Annotated in this window: 16 protein-coding genes and 3 pseudogenes; 14 read left to right on the plus strand and 5 right to left on the minus strand. The window is 43.1% G+C overall.

Features of this window, described 5'->3' with window-relative positions; translation table 11 throughout:
* On the minus strand, positions 1-660 hold a 660-nt coding region (locus AB4Z50_RS35040), incomplete at its 3' end, for a SpoVR family protein (protein ID WP_441886998.1).
* Between the two features lie 36 nt (positions 661-696).
* Between AB4Z50_RS35040 and AB4Z50_RS35045 the strand changes: the two genes are divergently transcribed.
* The 8 genes from AB4Z50_RS35045 to AB4Z50_RS35080 all read left to right on the plus strand — a co-directional run bounded on the left by AB4Z50_RS35045 (position 697) and on the right by AB4Z50_RS35080 (position 8,878).
* Entirely contained in the window at positions 697-999 is a 303-nt protein-coding gene (locus AB4Z50_RS35045) for an HAD family hydrolase (protein WP_441887023.1), read from the plus strand.
* 1,040 nt (positions 1,000-2,039) lie between these two features.
* Complete coding sequence (locus AB4Z50_RS35050) at positions 2,040-2,237, plus strand: hypothetical protein (RefSeq protein WP_441887000.1); 198 nt, start codon at positions 2,040-2,042, stop codon at positions 2,235-2,237.
* Between the two features lie 92 nt (positions 2,238-2,329).
* Complete coding sequence (locus tag AB4Z50_RS35055) at positions 2,330-2,938, plus strand: transposase (protein ID WP_441887002.1); 609 nt, start codon at positions 2,330-2,332, stop codon at positions 2,936-2,938.
* Positions 2,939-3,734: 796 nt separating this feature from the next.
* A complete protein-coding gene (locus AB4Z50_RS35060) occupies positions 3,735-4,391 on the plus strand; it encodes a response regulator (RefSeq protein ID WP_441887003.1) in 657 nt (218 codons plus the stop codon).
* Positions 4,392-4,412: 21 nt separating this feature from the next.
* Positions 4,413-5,525 carry a sensor histidine kinase gene (locus AB4Z50_RS35065; RefSeq protein ID WP_441887025.1) on the plus strand — a complete coding sequence of 371 codons (1,113 nt, stop codon included), beginning with the start codon at positions 4,413-4,415 and terminating at the stop codon, positions 5,523-5,525.
* A 115-nt stretch (positions 5,526-5,640) separates the two neighbouring features.
* On the plus strand, positions 5,641-6,576 hold the full coding sequence (locus tag AB4Z50_RS35070; RefSeq protein WP_441887005.1) for an ATP-binding cassette domain-containing protein: 936 nt from the start codon (positions 5,641-5,643) through the stop codon (positions 6,574-6,576).
* 32 nt (positions 6,577-6,608) lie between these two features.
* The gene (locus tag AB4Z50_RS35075; protein WP_441887006.1) at positions 6,609-7,727 is read left to right on the plus strand and encodes an ABC transporter permease; all 1,119 of its coding nucleotides are present in this window, start codon (positions 6,609-6,611) and stop codon (positions 7,725-7,727) included.
* 2 nt (positions 7,728-7,729) lie between these two features.
* Positions 7,730-8,878, plus strand: coding sequence for an ABC transporter permease (locus tag AB4Z50_RS35080; RefSeq protein ID WP_441887008.1), 1,149 nt, complete (start codon positions 7,730-7,732; stop codon positions 8,876-8,878).
* Between the two features lie 335 nt (positions 8,879-9,213).
* Here the strand turns inward: AB4Z50_RS35080 and AB4Z50_RS35085 are convergent.
* From AB4Z50_RS35085 to AB4Z50_RS35095, 3 genes and pseudogenes are all read right to left on the minus strand, one after another.
* Positions 9,214-10,653 (minus strand): annotated as a pseudogene (locus AB4Z50_RS35085) (M3 family oligoendopeptidase); the annotation flags it as partial.
* A gap of 64 nt (positions 10,654-10,717) precedes the next feature.
* Positions 10,718-11,236 (minus strand): annotated as a pseudogene (locus AB4Z50_RS35090) (SpoVR family protein); the annotation flags it as partial.
* Positions 11,237-12,331: 1,095 nt separating this feature from the next.
* Positions 12,332-12,961 carry a TetR/AcrR family transcriptional regulator gene (locus tag AB4Z50_RS35095; protein ID WP_441887010.1) on the minus strand — a complete coding sequence of 210 codons (630 nt, stop codon included), beginning with the start codon at positions 12,959-12,961 and terminating at the stop codon, positions 12,332-12,334.
* Between the two features lie 140 nt (positions 12,962-13,101).
* On the opposite strand from AB4Z50_RS35095, the gene AB4Z50_RS35100 reads away from it, so the two are divergent.
* The 6 genes and pseudogenes from AB4Z50_RS35100 (at position 13,102) to AB4Z50_RS35125 (ending at position 18,562) form a co-directional block, all read left to right on the plus strand.
* Positions 13,102-14,049: a COX15/CtaA family protein gene (locus AB4Z50_RS35100; protein ID WP_441887012.1), complete on the plus strand. Its 948-nt coding sequence runs from the start codon at positions 13,102-13,104 to the stop codon at positions 14,047-14,049.
* Positions 14,050-14,077: 28 nt separating this feature from the next.
* Positions 14,078-14,845: an alpha/beta fold hydrolase gene (locus AB4Z50_RS35105; protein ID WP_441887013.1), complete on the plus strand. Its 768-nt coding sequence runs from the start codon at positions 14,078-14,080 to the stop codon at positions 14,843-14,845.
* Between the two features lie 912 nt (positions 14,846-15,757).
* Positions 15,758-16,258, plus strand: coding sequence for a hypothetical protein (locus AB4Z50_RS35110; protein WP_441887015.1), 501 nt, complete (start codon positions 15,758-15,760; stop codon positions 16,256-16,258).
* Positions 16,259-16,460: 202 nt separating this feature from the next.
* Positions 16,461-16,783, plus strand: a pseudogene (locus AB4Z50_RS35115) (aminopeptidase); the annotation flags it as partial.
* Between the two features lie 500 nt (positions 16,784-17,283).
* On the plus strand, positions 17,284-18,078 hold the full coding sequence (locus tag AB4Z50_RS35120; RefSeq protein WP_441887017.1) for a DUF6597 domain-containing transcriptional factor: 795 nt from the start codon (positions 17,284-17,286) through the stop codon (positions 18,076-18,078).
* A 94-nt stretch (positions 18,079-18,172) separates the two neighbouring features.
* Positions 18,173-18,562: a hypothetical protein gene (locus AB4Z50_RS35125; RefSeq protein WP_441887019.1), complete on the plus strand. Its 390-nt coding sequence runs from the start codon at positions 18,173-18,175 to the stop codon at positions 18,560-18,562.
* Between the two features lie 442 nt (positions 18,563-19,004).
* Here AB4Z50_RS35125 and AB4Z50_RS35130 read toward each other — a convergent pair.
* Positions 19,005-19,622, minus strand: a 618-nt coding sequence (locus tag AB4Z50_RS35130; protein WP_441887021.1) for a SpoVR family protein, incomplete at its 5' end; no start/stop codon positions are given.

Genomic DNA, 19,622 nt, shown 5'->3' on the forward strand with positions numbered 1-19,622 from the left:
AGCCCAGCCTTCGTTCATAATTTTGGTCTCGATTTGCGGCCAGAARTAGAGCATCTCATCGCGAAGCATAGATAGAATGTCGCGCTGCCAATCCTCCAGAGTAGGGGAGTATTCCTCAATGAACCAGATGWGATCTTTTTCTGGCCGTGGCGGAAAACGTTTGGCGTCAGCGGCCTGCGATTGAGCGGCTGATGCGGCGGCAGCTGTGCGATCTGGGTCTAGATTCCACAAGTCATCATAAGAGGAGGAAGGGATATTCCACTCCGAGCGCTCGCTGTCCTTTTGTACCATTTCGATATAACGTTTCTTATCTAATTGATAAGGCTTGATGAGCGTAGGATCGACATGCTCTTGAATGGCGAGTATTGCATCGATAAACTTCTCGACCGCCTCCGTGCCGTGATCCATTTCATATTGATGAATACGATCCGCAGACATGCTCTCGACCATATTGCGATTGGTTACACCAAAGCGAGCGTTGTTTTTGAAAAAGTCACAGTGAGCAAGCACATGGGCGACGATGAGTTTATTTTGAATTAGAGAATTGCCCTCTAGAAGAAATGCGTAGCAGGGGTTGGAGTTAATGACGAGCTCATAAATTTTGCTTAAGCCGAAGTCGTATTGGAGCTTCATTTTGTTGAACGTTTTATCAAACGACAACAAATATGAAGAAAATTAAGCTTAAGTAAGAGCTTCATACTTAAATTGAGTCAGCTAGGGATTATTAATTCCTTTGTTTTAATTGTAACAACAGGCGATGTGGGCTATTCTAAGCCGAATGAAAAAATATTTGAAATAGCATGCAGTAGATCCAACTCGTCGACAGCGGACTGTTTTTATATTGGAGATAATCTGGAGAATGATGTTTTAGCCTGCGAAAAAATTGGAATGAAAGGTATATGGCTAGATAGACAGAATAGTGAATCGGACAAGAGAAATGTCTTAAGGGTTAATTCTTTATTAGAAATCAGAGATACAATAAATAGTGTTCGAAGCTAGCTCTGGCTTATATATAAGAAGCATTGGTTTCGGAAAGAGTATTTTGAAGATTCTTTAAGGCTCATCTGGCAAATAAATAAAGATTATTGACTGTATGTGTTATTTCTAGATTTTAACAATATTTTAGGGCAGTATGAAGATTGATTTATTGAAAGGAATGTAAGTGCAAGCACGAGAGTCTTGATAGGGTAAGCAGCAAGGATTTCCTGAAGTATAAGCAAAGAAACCATTCTAATCATCGCAAGCAATGATTTTAAGAGATCTGAAAATATAAAAGAAGTAATTGATAGCATCTATAAGAGATTTTATATCGAGGTTAAATAATTAACTCAACTTTCGATGTAACCCAGGTTGTGGGACCAACTGGATACAAAAGAAGCCTTCTGCTATGAATTGTGACTCACAGGGGACTGACCCCATAACGTGAGACAAATCAAAACACCTTCAAGAAAATGCAACCGTGTCGTAAGATATGGAGACAACCTTGGAGGTGATTTTACGTTGGCAACAAGAGTAAGTTACCCAGTGGAAGTAAAGACAAAAGCAATTGAACTGAGAATAGCAGGCATACGGTCAAGGAGGTAATGGAGTAACTCAATATACGAGGGGTATAACGTAATTGAGAAGTTAATAAAGGAACCGTCAGATGACAGAAAAAACCTTGATATATAAAGGCTCCTCTGACTTTACTCTATGATATGGAGACAAATATTTAAGCGAAAGAAGATAATATTAATCCTCTTAGCTTAACTCCTTAAAGAAATTCTAGGATATAGTCTCTTTAAGATACAGCAGAACTACATCTAACAGAAGCATTATCTTGACACAAATACTGAATAAGCGGGGATTTCGCGCTTGTTCTTTTTTTTGCCATATAAAGTTATAGAGTGACTTAACGGTCTCCTTCTAACGCTTTTGGATTTATAGTATAGGCTCGGCTTAAATAAACACATAAATCCCAAAAAAACGGCCATACGAAGTTGCTCCTGCTTTCACTAGAATAGGATTACAGATAACTGCTATACCAGAGGAGGAAACCAATGATAGATTTGTACCGATCAATATTGAAAGCGAAATATGTTTGGTTCTTGGTGTTGCCCGGAATGATTTATTATCTCGTCTTCGCCTATATTCCATTGTATGGAATCCAGATCGCGTTTCGCGATTATACATTCATACACGGAATATGGGGAAGTGAATGGGTCGGGCTGCAATATTTCAGTGAGCTATTTCAGTAAAGCGATCATTGGTGACCCTCAAGACATTCCCTTGCCCACAGGATTTGGAGACGTATGGAGTACCGGATGTAATCAGTGCTTGGAGAACCCATATGCAGCGCGCTGGGGGTTCTACGGGGATGGAGAAGGCTGCCCAGCTCACCGCTCATGCTAAACGCAGTGTCGGAGATCAAACCGCGGTAGAAGAATCGAAGGTAGATTTAATACGGCTTCTTGAAGAATATGAACGAGTTACCACCATGCTTGAACAGTTTGAAAAGGACATCGAAGCTCTGCTTTCTGAGATTCCAATGGCACAGCAGCTTCGCACCATAAAATGTCTCGGGAAGATCTTCACCGCTGCCACACTAGCTGGTACAGGAGATTTAAAACAGTATGCGCATGGACATCAAGTATTACGGAAAGCTGCCCTAAATTTGGCTGAAAGTACGTCAGGAAAGCGAAAAGGACGAATTGTTCTTTCGAAACGAGGAGACTCAGCCCTGCGAAAATATCTCTATCTCGCGACGGTTCAGCTCGTTTGGAATAATCCCGTGTTCCGTCATCTGCATGAGCATAATGTGCAAGAAAAGAAGATGAAAAAGCAGCAATCCATATTTAAGTTAATAGGAAAGCTGGCACGAATTCTAGTTGGTATTGTTCAACGGGGAGAAAAGTTCACGCCAGAAAAAACCGTCCTGAGCTGGACAGAAGCAGCTTAATCTAAGCAGCATCACGTATATTGGCTCATTCGCAGGATTTCACAAAGAAAGCACGGAGGACCGAGTTCGTTACCCAAAAGGGCTCTGGCCCATCCGCTAAACGCTATCGGTCTCCCCACCTTGGACAGGTATAACGAAGGAATGTAAGGGCATTGACCCGTTGAGTTGTGGGAGGGTGAACCTCCAGGGATCATGTGGAGTATGCGTGCAGTAGAGACTGTCTGGGGAATATTTCCTGAGTGTTCCTCTATTTCCGCATGCCCAGCTCACCACCTCAAGCGGCATCAACTGCGTTGCTTCCTGAGATGGACTTGATCCAAGGTGACGAAATCCTGCGAATGAGTGAGTATACGTGAGATAAACCCCTAAAACGGAGGGACGGGTAACTATAGCTTAACAATCACAACGAGGCTGCCTGTATAACACGGCAGCCTCGTTGAACTATTCCAGCTAGTAGCTTGTCAATATTTATTAAAGACGAAACGAAGAATGATATACTAATAACAAAGAACCGTCCCACCGATATAGAGAAGGTATTTCTTCATATCTAAGTATTGTATATTCAGTCTAGAATGCTTGCTGCCTTCTTGGTCAAAATCGCAAAAATCCAGTGGAGCAGTTTATTTGCACACGCGATCACAGCTGCTTTAACCAGTAAAGTGTGATATCGATTGAATTAATTCATATTCTAGTAATTTTTTATATAATCAAAATTAGAGAATAAGTGAAACATGCTCTAGCACAAGCTAAATGTGAGGGATGTTGTTAAATAGCGTAGAACGGAGAGTGAGCAGCGATGAAAATAAAGGTTATAATTTCCGATGACAATCCCTTTATCCGGGAAGGCATGAGGATCATACTGACCACCTTCAATGAGTTCGAGGTATTGGCGACGGTTGAGGATGGTCGAGAAGCCGTAGATTTCTGCAGGGAGAATGATGTAGACGTGGCACTGCTCGATGTGCAGATGCCCAATATGAATGGTGTGGAAGCGACCAAGCTGATCTCTGAGCTGACAGGAACCAAAGCGTTAATCCTAACCACCTTCGATGACGAGGCGTTTATTCTCGATGCGATTCGGAGCGGGGCGAAGGGATATCTGCTCAAGAATAACGATCCAGAGCGGATTCGGGATGCCATCATTACTGTATACAACGGACATAATGTGCTGCAGGATGCTGTGCTCGATAAGCTGAAATCTAGTTTGCTACCGGACAAGGATAAAGATAAGAAAGAAAATAAAGGGAGTAAGATCGACAGAAGCTTATTCACGGATAGAGAGCACGACATTATGTCCCTCATCGCGAAAGGGCTTTCCAATCGCGAGATTTCGAAGAAGCTGTTCATCTCAGAAGGCACCATTGCTAACCATATTACTTCTATTCTAGGCAAGAAGGGTCTTACGCATCGTACACAAATCGCGATTTATTTTTTGACCGGGGAAGTGGATTAAGTGACGGAGAGGGGAACACCTATAGAACTCTGGACAATGGGCGTAAAAGCGATTCTCTTAAGCTATGTGGTCATTCAATCCTATGTATCAATAGGTTCGATTTCACCATGGTATATGCTGTCCATCCTCCTCTACCTGTGTTTGAATATTTCCATCTATATCGCTAAAAAGGTTAGTATCACGACGATTGTGCTTCTGCTATCCATGATGGTTATTGCAGCGTCCTCGTCGTATATCCAACCCTTATTTTTACTCCTGTTCCCTCTGAACATATACGAACTATTCACTATATACCTGCGTAAAAGCGGAATTATTCTATTGCTCATGCTGGTTCCGCTCTTGTTGCTGTCTCAAGAATCTCAAGCTACCTTGGTTACATATGCTCTCGTTGCGATGCTAAGTTTCCTCTACTCCCTCTTGCTTAACAATTACATAAGCAAAATTGCAGACCTCAAAGAGGACATAGAAAATAGAAACGAACATATCCAGCATTTGACTGAGAGTCTAAATGAGAATAAAGAATATATCAGACAGTCCGATTATACGATTAAGCTGGAGGAGCGTAACCGACTGTCCCAGGAAATTCATGATAAGATCGGACATTCGATGACGGGTGCATTGATCCAGATGGAAGCCTCGAAGCGCTTGTTCACCTCCGATCCGAACAAGTCGGCGGAGCTGCTGCAGAATGCAATCCATATCTCCAAGGATGGGATCGAGAGTATCCGACTTGTGCTAAAAAATATGAAGCCACCGACAGAGAAGCTCGGAATAAATCGGATTAAATTATTTATTGATGAATTTTCAGCGAAGCATACGATCAGGACCTCTCTCACTCATGAAGGTAATGTCGATATCATTACTCCGATCCAGTGGAAGGTCATTCAGGAGAACACCCAGGAAGCGTTGACCAATGCCATGAAATATTCAAACGCTACTTTCGTCTCCATCCATATCGAAGTACTGAGGACCTTGATCAAGGTTGAAGTTTCCGACAACGGCAAAGGTGAGCAGAAGGTGATAAAAGGCTTGGGAATCATCGGTATGGAAGAACGGGCAGCAAGCGTAAATGGTACAATTATCGTCGATGGCTCAAGAGGCTTCAGTGTCACTACATTAATTCCTCACGGATAAGATGAGTTTAAATAGGAAGATTCTCATGGGTTAAGGATGAACTTGTGCACTGTCACAGGGGCATCCTTTTTTATTACAATTACATTATCCTAAAGACGAAACGGGAGTGTTACGAATGAACGTACTTGAAATTAAGCAGCTTACGAAGAAATTTGGGGATTTTATTGCCGTGGACAATATCACGATGTCCGTAAAGGAAGGCGAGATATTCGGATTTCTGGGTGCAAATGGAGCAGGTAAGAGTACGGCCATTAACATGATTGCCTCTCTGCTTCGGATCACCAAGGGTGAAATCGAAGTTCTTGGCAAGAGTATTGCTAAACACGGTAAATTTGCGAAGATGAACATCGGGATTGTACCGCAGGAAATGGCTATTTATGAGGATATGACCGCTTACGAAAATGTTCATTTTTTTGCCGGATTATACGGACTTAGAGGGGCAAAGTTAAAGGAGCGGGTGATTGAAGCACTAGCATTCGTGGGTCTTGGCGACAAGCACAAAAGCTATCCCAAAAACTTCTCAGGCGGCATGAAGCGAAGATTGAACATAGCCTGTGCAATCGCACATCGGCCAAAGCTGCTCATAATGGATGAGCCAACGGTGGGGATTGATCCGCAATCTCGCAACTATATTCTTGGTTCCGTGAAGAAACTGAATGAACTCGGTTGTACGATCATCTACACCAGCCATTACATGGAGGAGGTCGAGGAGATCTGTACAAGAATCGCCATTATAGACCACGGCAAGATCATCGCGGAAGGAACGAAAGGTCAATTAAAGGCCATCATTACGAATCAGAAAAATATAGGTATCGAAGTCCGTTCGGCGGAAAATCTGGATAGGAACAAGCTGGAGGGAATTGCTGGCGTAAACCGGGTTGAAGTGGAGGATCGAATCGTTAAGATCACCTCTGATTCCGAGGTCAATAATTTGAACCGAATCATTCAGCAGTTGATGGCGGACGATATTGAAATACGTTCAGTGGAAGAGAATGAGCCAAGTTTGGAGACGGTGTTCCTGACATTGACAGGCAGAAGCCTGCGGGACTGATAAGAAAGAAGGGGTAAGGAGGCGAAGGGGAAATGAATATATTCAGAATAATGCTCAAAGAGTTAAAGGTTATCCGCGATCCCAAGATGCTTTTGTTCTTGGTGGTTTCGCCGCTATTAACCATGCTTATTTTGGGAACGGCGCTTACGAATTCTTTCAACGGTAGTTTAACGGTTGATGAGATTAAAGTGCTGTATAAGAATAATAGCTCGTCGAGTGATTTCTCTACCTATTGGGATGACTTCACGGGGCAGATGCGTCAAGCCGGTATTAAACTCGAGAAGGCAGACGAGAAGACGGATGGGAAAATAGAAGTGAAGAACAACCGCTATGCGGGTTACGTCGAGATTACGGACAATGGACTGAAGTATTACAGCAGCAGTCAGAGCTTAATTGAAAGCGGTATTGCTAAGAGCGTGCTTACAGCATTTGCAGATCGTTACCGATTGGCGGCTGAAGTAGCAGGTACCGACTCGGAGCAAGCGGCTGCGATCATGAGCGGAAGTGGCAGTGAAAGCTATGTGATGGAAGAGTCGCTGAATTCGACAAGGAAACCGGGTGCCATGGACTATTTCGCTGTAGCGATTACGACAATGATTATTTTATATAGCGCCTTGACGGCCGCACAATTAATAGATAGTGAACGGAAAAGGAACACAGCTGTCCGATTGCTTGCTTCACCGGTGACGAAAATCGAAATTTTTGTGGGTAAATTAGCAGGTCTTGTTGTGTTAAATGTGATACTCACAATTGTTGTAGTGCTTATTAGTAAATACATGTTTAATGCCTACTGGGGAGAAAATTTGGGTCTCGTGTTTATAACGCTCTTTACTGAAATCATTTTCGCTGTGAGCTTAGGACTCGGGTTCAGTTATATCATTAAGGGTAACGCATCAGGCACTGTTGTAATGATTATTATCCAATTGGCCGCATTTTTCGGCGGTTCATACTTCCCGGTCGAGAAGGCTACTGGATTCATGGCAGCTCTCTCTTCTCTTTCTCCGCTGCAATGGTCAAATGCTGCACTTCTTGAAATGATCTACGCAGACAATATGACAGCAACGGTTAACGCCGTGATGTTGAATATCGGCTTCGCGATCGTCTTGCTTGGTATCGCATTAACGATGATACGCAGAAAGGAGGGGCTGTAAGAATGAGAGACACATTATGGCTGATTCGGAAGACGTTTATTTCCACCTTTAAAAACGTTTTGAATCTATTTATATATTTTGTCTTTCCTGTTATGGGAATTCTGCTCGCGACACTAGTCCAAGGAGGCACGGGAGAAGTTGATTTAAAAATGGGCATTGTTAATCATGATGGGGGTCAGACGATTACAAAAGGTGTTATTGATTCGGTGGGCAGACAAGATTCCATGCTTGTAATTGCGCTTGAAGAGAATGAGATAAATGGGCAGATTGCTTCTGGAGAGCTGGATGCAGCAATTATCTTTCCCGCAGGTTTCGCGCAAAGCTTGATTGTTGGCAAGCCAGCAAATGTTAAGATCGTATCCATTAAGGGGGCGCAGGTTACCGGACAGGTAAAGGCATCCTTGGATCAACATATTAACAATATGGCTTCGATCGGCATGATAGCTAAAGGAGATGAGGCTAAGTTTATTACCCTATATGACGAATTTCAAAAAACGGGATTCGAACTATCAGCCCAGAAAGTGGAGGATCAATCTGTCAATTTCAACAAAACCAATCAATCAATAGGATACTTACTCATCCTCATGCTAGTGTCCGCTTCGAATTTATCTGGTATTCTTATCAAGGAAAGAGAGAATAGAACCTATTATCGCCTTCTATCCTCACCGATCAACCCTAGAACCTATGTCTTATCTAATATCATCGTTAATTTGACTATGATGATGCTGCAGATTGCAGTGACACTGTTGATTATGATAACTATTTTTCATGTCGATCCGGGTATTCCTTATTGGAGCATGTTCCTGATACTTGTGTTATTTGCACTGGTGGCAATAGGATTATCTCTTGTAATTGTGGCATTTTCCAGTAGCTCTTCAACAGCCAGCGGCATGCAGAATATGATCCTCATTCCTAGCAGCTTATTGTCCGGATGTATGTTCCCGCTTGTGTTAATGCCGGAAACCATGCAGCAGCTTGCGCACTTTCTTCCCCAATATTGGTTGTTGGATACCTTCAGCGATCTACAGCAAGGGGTATCCCTTGGGGAATTATCCTTGAACTTGATCATTTTGATTGCTTTTTCTGTGGCCTTATCTTTAATAGCCGTCTATAAGTTTGGCAGGAATAATGATACTCGAAGCTATATTTAAGAAATATACTAATCCCGTATATTAATCATCTACTTCCAGTCTACTATATTGTAGGAGATTTCGAACTTTACAACGAGCTTAGGGTAGGAGATCCATTTGGGAATTTCTCGGAATTTGTCTTTTGGAAATAGTTATTAAGTAAGAAAATTGATGACCAATTATTAGCAAACGGGACACGGTAATTCAATAATGACACGGAAAAACAGTACAAAAAACCAGCGGTAGCCCAGGACGTATAGGTCCAAGGCTGCCGCTGGTTTTATTAATATAGTCTGGCTTACATTTGTTGATCTAAAGGCTCAGGAGAGATGAAAACTGACTGCACGCGAACCGTCTCACAGAGATTTGTCTTCCACGCTGTCCAGCCAGGCCTCTATGGTGCCGATGACTGAGGCGACGCAGCCGTCTTCGAACGGCGAGATCAGGCCGGCCGCGTTTGCGAGCTCTGTGAAGGAGAGGCTGCCGCCGAGACGGCATAGACCGAGGTAGTCGTTCCATGCGGCTTCGCGGTCTTCGCGTGACTTCTTCCAGAATTGAAACGCACAGAGCTGTGCAAGTGTGTAGTCGATGTAGTAGAATGGCGAGTTGAAAATATGCCCCTGCTTGTGCCAGAAGCCGCCTGCCGCCAAGTACAAGTTGTCCGCGTAATCACGATGAGGGAGATATTTCTTCTCGATCTCGCGCCACGCCTGCTTTCGCTCGGCTGGCGTAGCGTTCGGATTCGCATACACGTAATGCTGAAATTCGTCCACGGTCACGCCGTACGGAATGAAGATGAGCGAGCTGGCGAGGTGGTCGAAGCGGTATTTGTCTGCGTCCTCCTTGAAGAACAGCTCCATCCACGGCCAAGTTAGAAACTCCATGCTCATGGAATGGATCTCGCAGGCTTCGTAGGTAGGAAAGGCGTACTCCGGCACCGCGTAGCCCCGGCTCTCATACACCTGAAACGCATGCCCGGCCTCGTGCGTCAACACGTTGATATCGCCGGAGGTTCCGTTAAAGTTGGAGAAAATATATGGCACCTTGTGCTCGCTAATATACGTGCAGTAACCGCCGCCTTGCTTGCCCTTCTTGGCGACGAGGTCCATCAGCTCGTTGTCCTGCAAAAACCGGAAGAACGCGTCTGTTTCCGGCGACAGCTCCGCATACATCTTCGCGCCCCTGGTCACGATCCATTCCGGGTCGCCCTTCGGCGTCGCGTTGCCTGACAGGAAGGAGAGGTTCTCGTCGTAATACAGCAGCTTGTCGACCTCGATGCGATTCCGCTGACGTTCCTTGAGATTCGTTGCGGCCGGCACGATATGGTCCTGCACCTGCTTGCGGAAGTTCGCGACCATATTCGCGTCGTAGTCGGTCCGGCTCATGCGGGCGTAGCCAAGCTTGACGAAGTTGTCGAAGCAGAGCTTCTTCGCTATGCGCGTGCGGACTTTGACCAGATCGTCATAAATACGGTCGAGTGTCGCTTCGTTCTCCGTCATGAAGCCGGAAGACGCTTCGGCTGCGCGTCTGCGCATATCGCGGTCGGTCGATTGCTGGAACGGCCCGAGCTGCGCGAGCGTGCGCTCTTCGCCTTCAAAAGGAATTTTCGCGGAAGCGATCAACTTCGCGTATTCCGTCGTTAATTTGTTCTCCTGCTGAAGATCCTCGATTACTTCCGGGCTGAACGTTTTCAGCGAGAGCTCGGCGAGCCGGAACAGCTGCCGTCCCCACTTGGCCTCCAGCTCGGAACGGAACTTCGAGCCTACTAGCGCCCGGTAATAGTCCGTCACGAATTCCTACGCGAAGCATAGATAGAATGTCGCGCTGCCAATCCTCCAGAGTAGGGGAGTATTCCTCAATGAACCAGATGAGATCTTTTTCTGGCCGTGGCGGAAAACGTTTGGCGTCAGCGGCCTGCGATTGAGCGGCTGATGCGGCGGCAGCGGTTCGATCTGGATCCAGATTCCACAAGTCATCATAAGAGGAGGAAGGGATGTTCCACTCCGAGCGCTCGCTGTCCTTTTGCACCATTTCGATATAACGTTTCTTATCTAATTGATAAGGCTTAATGAGCGTCGGATCGACATGCTCTTGAATGGCAAGGATCGCATCGATAAACTTTTCGACTGCCTCCGTGCCATGATCCATTTCATATTGATGAATTCGATCTGCTGTAGCAGACATGCTCTCGACCATATTGCGATTGGTTACACCAAAGCGAGCGTTGTTTTTGAAAAAATCACAGTGAGCGAGCACATGGGCGACGATGAGTTTATTTTGAATTAGAGAATTGCCCTCTAGAAGAAACGCATAGCAGGGGTTGGAGTTAATGACGAGCTCATAAATTTTGCTTAAGCCGAAGTCGTATTGGAGCTTCATTGTTGAGCGGAATATGAGATCATAAGTATATTATTCTTGTAGACTACCATATCTTCAAAATGGATTTATGTGTTATAAATTACTTAAAAAAGATTTGAATGGAAGCAACTCCAGTGCTTCATAAGCCTTCTAGTAGGTCATGAAATCTCGTATGCCGAACAGATGGCGCTCCAAAATGCTATGGAACGACTCGAAGTAGGCGTTCATGTTTGGGGTCCTAGGCGGGATACGCTCATGGATCAAGCAGAGGCGCTCTCACAGGTATAGCTCCAAAAGTGCATACTGATGGACTTCGGATGTGGAATGACACGTTTCTCAGATCCAAGCTCCTACTTGACCGCTTGGAAAAACACCTCGATCCGCCAGCATTTGCTTTAAACTTCAAGTGCTTGTTTGGGAACATCATGGTGATTTGGTGATTGATTATTATCAAATAGGCTCCTTTGTACGTCGCATGCGCATCTGGGACTTCCTCGGCAGCTTCGTTCGCTTCTTCGACTTCTTTCAAACGAATGGTAATTTCATCAGCAAGTGGGAGAGCCGTCAACCCGGCCCACCAATGTGACGGTAATCGGCTGCGCTATTGGAAATGAGTTGGAATTTGCGAGGACAATGACTGTCAAAGGCAGTGCTTTGTGTGGCTTTGCCATCGCACGATGGCGCTATATAGATAAGTAATAATATTTAATATGCTCGCCGTAATCGATATCTAGATCTTCGCAATACATTTCAAAGGAGGGAATATGCCCCTGAAGTCACATTATTGGACAAGAGGGAAATAGATAAAGTGCCGTAAAGTCTACGGCGCTCGTTTGATATTATTGCGGTGGATTAAAGAAAAGCTCAACATGTTTACAACTATTTCAGACGTGCACACGTACAGTGATAATCCCAAAATTAATTTCAGGAAATTCCGTTGCCCCTTCATGTGGGAAGGGGCGAAGTGATGCTTAATTTCATTAATCTTGGCTCCGATTGCAAATACAGCCTCCATAATTGAATGCATTTACCAGTTTTGATTTTCTCGAACCCCTGATTTTATGGGTTTTCGTATTTTAGGTTTAAACTAAAAGTATAGTGTATTGCTCAGTTTTTTTACTTTTTGTTACCCACATTGGATGTGCCTCGCAGAAAGATTCCAACCACTTCTTTTGCCAATGCCCTATTGGATGCGTATTTTAGAAGGGTGTCTTTTCGATTTCCTAGCAGCATCATCGCGGAGAAGGTTTGTGCCAGAAGCATAGGATCGTTGACTCTAAGCACATGGTTGTCCATTGCCACTTGAAAATGTCCCGCTAATAACTGGTAGATGCTATGCTCGGATTGTCTTATTTCCATTAGTTGTTCCTCATTTAAAAAGGGCTCAGCCTCTCTCAGCATCGTTTCGATTTCGGCATGGGGATTGGTTAACCGCGCTTCGGCTACTGTAACCAATCCGTCTTCGAGGTGTTCGGCCTCCTGTAGAATACGAGATATATGCCTATGTACTTGATTTAAGACGGTTGTAACTGCCACTTTAAATAATTCCGGTTTGCTAATGAAATGATAATAAATAGCAGGCTTGGACACTTGGCATTCTTCGGCGATTTGCAGCAGCGACACAGACTCGTATCCATACTCCATAAAACGTTTGGATGCAGTCTTAATAATCATTTCCCGTATGGAAGGATCATCTTTTGCATGTTTGGGTCTACCTGGCGCACGTTGCGAGTGTTTTTTTATCATAACTACCTCCATGTATATTTTATGACAATTCATCATTTTAATCAAAAGCACCTTGATAATTTACCTACCGGTAAATATAATTAATGAGATCAAAGTATCTCCTCCATGAAAATTGTCATGGTTGCATCTAGAAAAGGCAGGTGAAAACACTGGCAACGATTACTCGGTTGAAATGGCTTAGTTACGCAACAACGCTGTTTATGTTTTTCGCGACATTTGGAGGTGGTATCGTCACCAGAACAGAATCAGGTCTGGGATGCGGCACGGAATGGCCACTGTGTCACGGGGAATTTGTTCCGGCTCATACGCTTGCTTCCGTCATCGAATACACGCATAGGCTGGTGAGTACGACTGCAGGCATTTTGGCAGTGGTTACACTGCTAACTTTTTTAGTGTATTTGAAGCAGCGAAAAGATCTGCAATTTTTTGCAGCGTTAACACTGGTTTTTGTCATCATTCAAGGCGCAATGGGTGCATTAGCAGTCGTACTTTCACAATCTTCCCCTGTGATGGCGCTCCATTTGGGCTTTGCTTTTATCGCTTTAGCGAGTTCTTTAATGACGAGTCTTGGCTCGAGGCAAGAACAGAAAGCGCGGGGACTTGCGAAATTCGAGAAAATGCCGAGGATAAGCAAGGCATTTCGCTATTTTGTATGGTGCTTGACCGTATATTCTTATCTTGTGGTCTATACCGGCGCATTTGTAAGTCATACCGATTCGGCAGGTTCCTGTACCGGATTGTTTTGCACAGGCAGTCGGTTGCCGGAATTGGCAGGAGGGATAACAATTGAATTGACTCACCGGATCGCCGGTATGCTGCTGGTTTTGCTGGTTGTCATGTTGTGGTTTTGGATTTACAAGTATTACAAGAGCAATCGGGAATTGACGATGCAAGCCCAGTTTGCTGTTGGTCTCATTTTGTTCCAAATTCTTACTGGTGTAGGCATGCTGTATACGCTTAAGCGTCCGGAATTGTACATGTTCGTTGTACTAGCCCATATGACCACTATTGCTGTACTATTTGGCATGCTTGCCTACATGAGTTATCTGACATGGAGGCTTTCCAAGCCTGCAACAATTGAAAAATAATGAAAGTTATTCAAAGGAGAGCTGCTCAGTGACAAAGACAAAACGAAAACGTATATGGCTGCGCATCCTGCTCGCGGGCTTCGTCCTCATCGCGCTTGTTGCCGCCGGATCATTCCTGTATCTAAAATCTCAAACATACGCACCAAGCAATAAAGCKGAGTCGGCATTGCAAAGCAACAGCGAGGTAAATGTAACACAAGGGAAAGACGGGTACACATTCGAGCCAGCGGATGGAAGCATCATGCAGCCCAACATTATTTTTTATCCTGGCGGATTAGTTGAGCCGGGTAGCTATTCGCCGTTTGCAAGCGAGCTTGCTAAGCTAGGTCACCGTGTATACATTGCAAAAATGCCGCTTAATCTGGCTATTTTTGGGCAAAACAAGGCCGATTCCTTCGTGAAGGAGCATCCGGGCGAATCTTTTGTCATCGGAGGTCACTCGCTAGGGGGCGCGTTTGCGGCCAGATATGCTTCAGAACACAGCGATCAACTGGCAGGCATCTACTTCTTAGCTTCGTATGCCGATGAGAGCGGAAGCCTTGCCGATACCGACCTTGCCGCGCTGCAAATTACAGGTACTTCTGACGCGGTGCTCAAACTTGATGTATGGGAAAGCTCAAAAGCTAATCTTCCCGAGCTAACGAAATATGTTTCGATCGATGGCGGGAATCACGGACATTTCGGATCCTACGGCCCGCAAAAGGGAGATCGTGATCCTCAAATCGGAGAAGATGAGCAGTTGGAGAAGGTTGTTGAAGCCATGCAGAATTGGATGGAGCAATTTAAAAATAATTAGAACAATCTAAAGGATATGTGTAATAACGACATGAAGGCAGCCATTATCGATCGGCTGCCTTCATGTCGTTTAGTTGTTCAATCTATTGTCTCCTTCCTTATCAAATAACAATAAATATGAAAATATATTTATTAAACTAAGTGTAGTTATTAAAGCGTCGGCACACTCGAGGACTATTAAGCTTCCCTAGCCTCCGTAGCCCCTTGATTTACCAGATGTTATCATGGTGATGACTGTTACACATTTTGTTTCTGTGGTGGGATTGGCCCTATAAAAGACTGTGAACCTTATTAAAGTATATGTTGAAATTCGGGAGCACCCAATGAGCAGGAAACCAGCTTATTCGATGTTTTTTGTTGCTCCAAATCAATGAGGACATCGTAAGCATTCGTCTGTTACTATTACTATCTAAAGTTCCCGTCAAACTTGTGAACATCATTTTTTAGAGCATCTGGCTACAGGGTATGTAAAGACCAATTACTAATCAAGATCTCGATGATTATACCGTATCAAAATGAAACGTACCAAAAATCAAATATACAGTTTTTGAAACGCTTTATAGTGTCTTTTTTTAGTGTATCAAAAAGCATGCTTTCTGAAATGGTTAAATGTCCTGTTCAATTTTAACAGTTGAGCATCTCTGGATGTAAAATTCCTAGAAAGACGCTGTTGAATGAAGTTAATGATACTTTTCATGCAAAAGCATTTGTAACAGAAGTTATATAACATGAATCATTCATAACATACTATTTTTACCATCACTTTGTTTTTTGTAATCAAAAAATATCTCAACTAAATACCAATCTTGCTTCAAGTTTTTTATCTTTTAAAAGTATACTTTCAGGAATTACAATAATACTTAACTCATTTTCTCCGATATATAATATTAATTTAATGAGAGGAAGTTGAGAAATGTCTATATCAACAAATAATCAAATTTTTGCTGTTTCTATCATCATTTTTACAATAGTGGTAATAATTCAACACTTGCATGAAATTAGTAAGATTAATGCACCAATCAAGGAAGTAATGGATAAGTTGAATTTAGGGAAAGTAGACGAAACACTGAGATTATATAAAGCTTATATGATCTTGGCTGAGTCATCCTTTGAGAAATTTAGAATTACTAAGTTAAAATTAAAAACTTATGAAGGAGGTCATGCACTACAACATACAGTTGATCTTATTAGTAAGCTTATAGTGCCATTAATACTAGCTTCATTTACAATCTTTATATCAATTAATGCGAGCCTCCTTGTTTTTGCAAATAGTAATAAAGAGCAAGATTACGAAGGTTATAAAGAGTCGATTGTTCAAATTATCCATAGTTTTAAAACGAGTTCAGAATCATACTCTTCATTTTTTCTTTGTTTTTTATTATTTTTTTCCTTCTTAACACTTACTTCTTATTAAATTCAAGACGTACAAATATAAAGAATAAACATCTGATAATAATTGAAGAAGTAGAAAAAGCCAGGATAGGTAAACTTAGAGAATACAAAAGAGAAAAATAATTAACGGCCTTACCAGGAGGTAGTCAAGATTTTCTTTATTCCCCTCCAAACAAACTCTATACTCCTAAAGTGTGATGATGCCGTTGTGGCTAAGAAATAGATTGCCGGATACTGATGAAGGTGCATCCTATCTCGGTGAGGTGGCTTTAGTACCGCATGATTCCCCGATCTCCAATTGAACAGAGTACTTTACAATACCGGCATTGACTAGAATGCTTCCTGTCATTTGGCGCTAGGAAGTGCTTATCCTGTTAATATGGAAGGCGGGACGAAACCATCCAGCGAAGAACTTCTGGAGCGGGGCGTTAATGTAAGTCTTACGCATGTTGACTTTATGATCGGCTGCGCAAATCTTGATGTTGATGGCGAACTTCCCGACGGAACCATCGAGCCTGTCTTCCAACAAGGGAATGGGGCTTTCTAGGAGGACTGTTCACTCGACGGCGAATTGTGGTTTTGCACAGCCACGGTTCGCCTCTACCAACATGAAAAAGGACACCTCAGAGGTGTCCTTTTTGCGTTGAGTGGAGTCTCGAGGGGGCGAACCCTGGGTTAAGTCCGCGCGGACTGGAGCGAAGCGTAGAGAGCACGGAGTTTATATCCAACCTCTAATATCGTCGGCGGGGGATAGACATCGTGAGCAAGTAAGATGGAGATATGAACAAGGCCCTCACCTCCACCATGGGAAAGCCCGGCCTCATACGGTTAGGACTTTTGTTACACTCAGAATTGTAGACATCAAATTTATTGAGAATTGAAAATCTGTTTGGTTGTTGATATTGTGTTTACAATAAACTAGAAAATTAATAGCGGGTTTTATCGAGACATGTTTTTTTTCCTTGAAATGACCTATGGAATTCGAGTTCAAGGGAAACGTGGACAAAAAGTGGATAATCACCAGTTTTTTAGAAGGAGATGCATACGATGATTCGAACTTTTGAACCAATAAATGCCTTACATAAGATAGTGGGCTATATTTGGGTCGTAGACTTCGACTTTCTCTCTGATGACAACAGAGAAGATATAATTATGCCACTGGGGTATATCAATATCATTTTCAATTATGGGTCTGCCTATAGGCAGGTGGGAGAAGATCAGGAAATGGTGATCCCCAATACGGTTGTGATTGGTCAAATGAAAAGCGTGAAATATGTTCGATACGGACAACAGCTGTATCAAATCGGGATTTCATTAACTCCATTAGGGTTTATACAATTGTTTCATGTGCCCAGCCTCGAATTGGCAGAGCGAATCGTTCAAGCCATCGATGTGGACCCTGATCTAGATGAACTATACCGAATGATGATGAAATCTAGAGATATGGAGCAACATATCACAACAATCAATCATTATTTGCTGCATAAAATGGCGTTGAATAAGAAGGATACTGACCGCATAGAAAAAATGCTTACTTATGTAGAACGAGAATATGAAAACTTGAACATTGTGAGTATGGCAAAATTTTTTGGTATTTCAGTAAGTACGTTGGAGCGTTTCTTCAAAAAACAGATCGGACTGACCCCAAAGGCCTTTGGAGATATTGTGAAGTTCAGAAAACATGTTGAGGATGAAGGATTGAGGAAGGATATGCAGTATCGTTACTATGATCAGTCCCACCTCATCAAAACATCCAAAAGATTTGCAGGCAAAACCGTCAAAGAGTTAGAGAAACTGCCGCATGAATTAACCCTTAGTTATGTCTGGCATGGTCAGAAGTAATAAATACCTGATCATAGATGCTGATTTTTTACAATACATGTTTTATCCTTCCTGTTAATCTTGAGACACTAACAAATGAGAGGAAGAGATAACGATGCAGGATATTATGATCATCGCAAGTTTACTAGTGTTTTTAAATGTAACATTATTGGCGATATTGGTTCCGGGAGGACCGATTGAGAATAGAGATTTCTCAAAATTAAAGGGAGGTGTATTTTGGGGGTTTAATCTGTTTCTTATCTTGCTTGGAATTACGTCGTTTATCGCGTGCTATCTCTTGTTGATATCACATCCAAATGCCATTTTAATCACACAAATCATCGCTGTTTCATACTTTATCGTGTACATTATCGACTTAGCGGGTATCTTTCCAAAATCACCGACTAAAATGTCTAAGCCACTTGCGCTGTTCGAAGTCATTAACGCATCCATGGCTGTATTCCTCTTCCTCTTTGTGACGGCGATTGTGCACATCGGTTCGTGAGGGCAGGAACTGTGTATGTTGTTTTTACGGTTTAGCAACGTCCGAAATAGCATTCGACTATTTAGTTGATAAAGGTAGGCTTTGTTTATTCAGATAAGTCATAGGTGCAAGCAGCTGTAATATTTAGCAGACGAGAGTATATCTTCAGATGTTCTTATTCAAGCCCAAATGCTTTAACATATTGAAGATAGCTTTCCTATAACAGAGAAATCTCTATTATCTGACCCAAATTATAGCCGGTTCGGAGCGATACTAGGGTGACATCAAAACTGTGACTACACCCGTAGAAACTTATGTTGCGTTATCTTCGGACAGGGATCCGATTCCCTTCGCTCCTCTGTCCGAAAAATAGAAAACCCGATCGAATGAGATCGGGTTTTTTGTATTAGCATTATACATGATAGCTCTTTAATGCTGAGTTGAGAAACAATATCCGTGTAAATTAAACAAACTTCCGACTCGTCTTCTTCCCATCACAGCTGAACACAATCTTCTTATCCTCAACAAAAGTCTCAAGATGTACGTTTTTCCCCCAAAGCTGAACGACATGAGGCAGCGTACGCTCCACATACTTCAGATCGAGCTCCATACCTTCATACTCATGAATAAGATAAAGCTCACCCACACGATTAAAATCCCCATCCTTTACCATCAAGCTAGGGAACCCGCCGTTTACTTTTGAATAAACAAGCTGATCGCGAATTTTCTCCCACGACTTATCGGTAATTTTCCATTCGGGGCCTTTTTTCTCGAAAATGTACAGATCGAGATCATTAACCAGATCCTTCGTCAGGTAGTTGCGGATGAACGAAATATCGGAATCGAGCTCGCGTACCTCGAACATTTTTTCCCTGCCCTTGCCGGGGACGCGTCCGAAGCGTGCTTGTTCTTCCTTCGTTGGGTTATCGAATCGGCGCTCGATATCCTCGAATATTTTCAAGCCTAAATAATAGGGATTCAAGGTGTGCCGGGATGGCTGCACGACAGAGGAGTTTAGCTTAGCAAACTCAATTGTTTCATCGCTAGTCAGATCAAGCTCGCGAATAATTCGCTGATGCCA

Source organism: Paenibacillus sp. 2TAB26 (genome assembly GCF_052115145.1).
In the GTDB taxonomy this organism is placed as follows: Bacteria; Bacillota; Bacilli; order Paenibacillales; family Paenibacillaceae; genus Pristimantibacillus.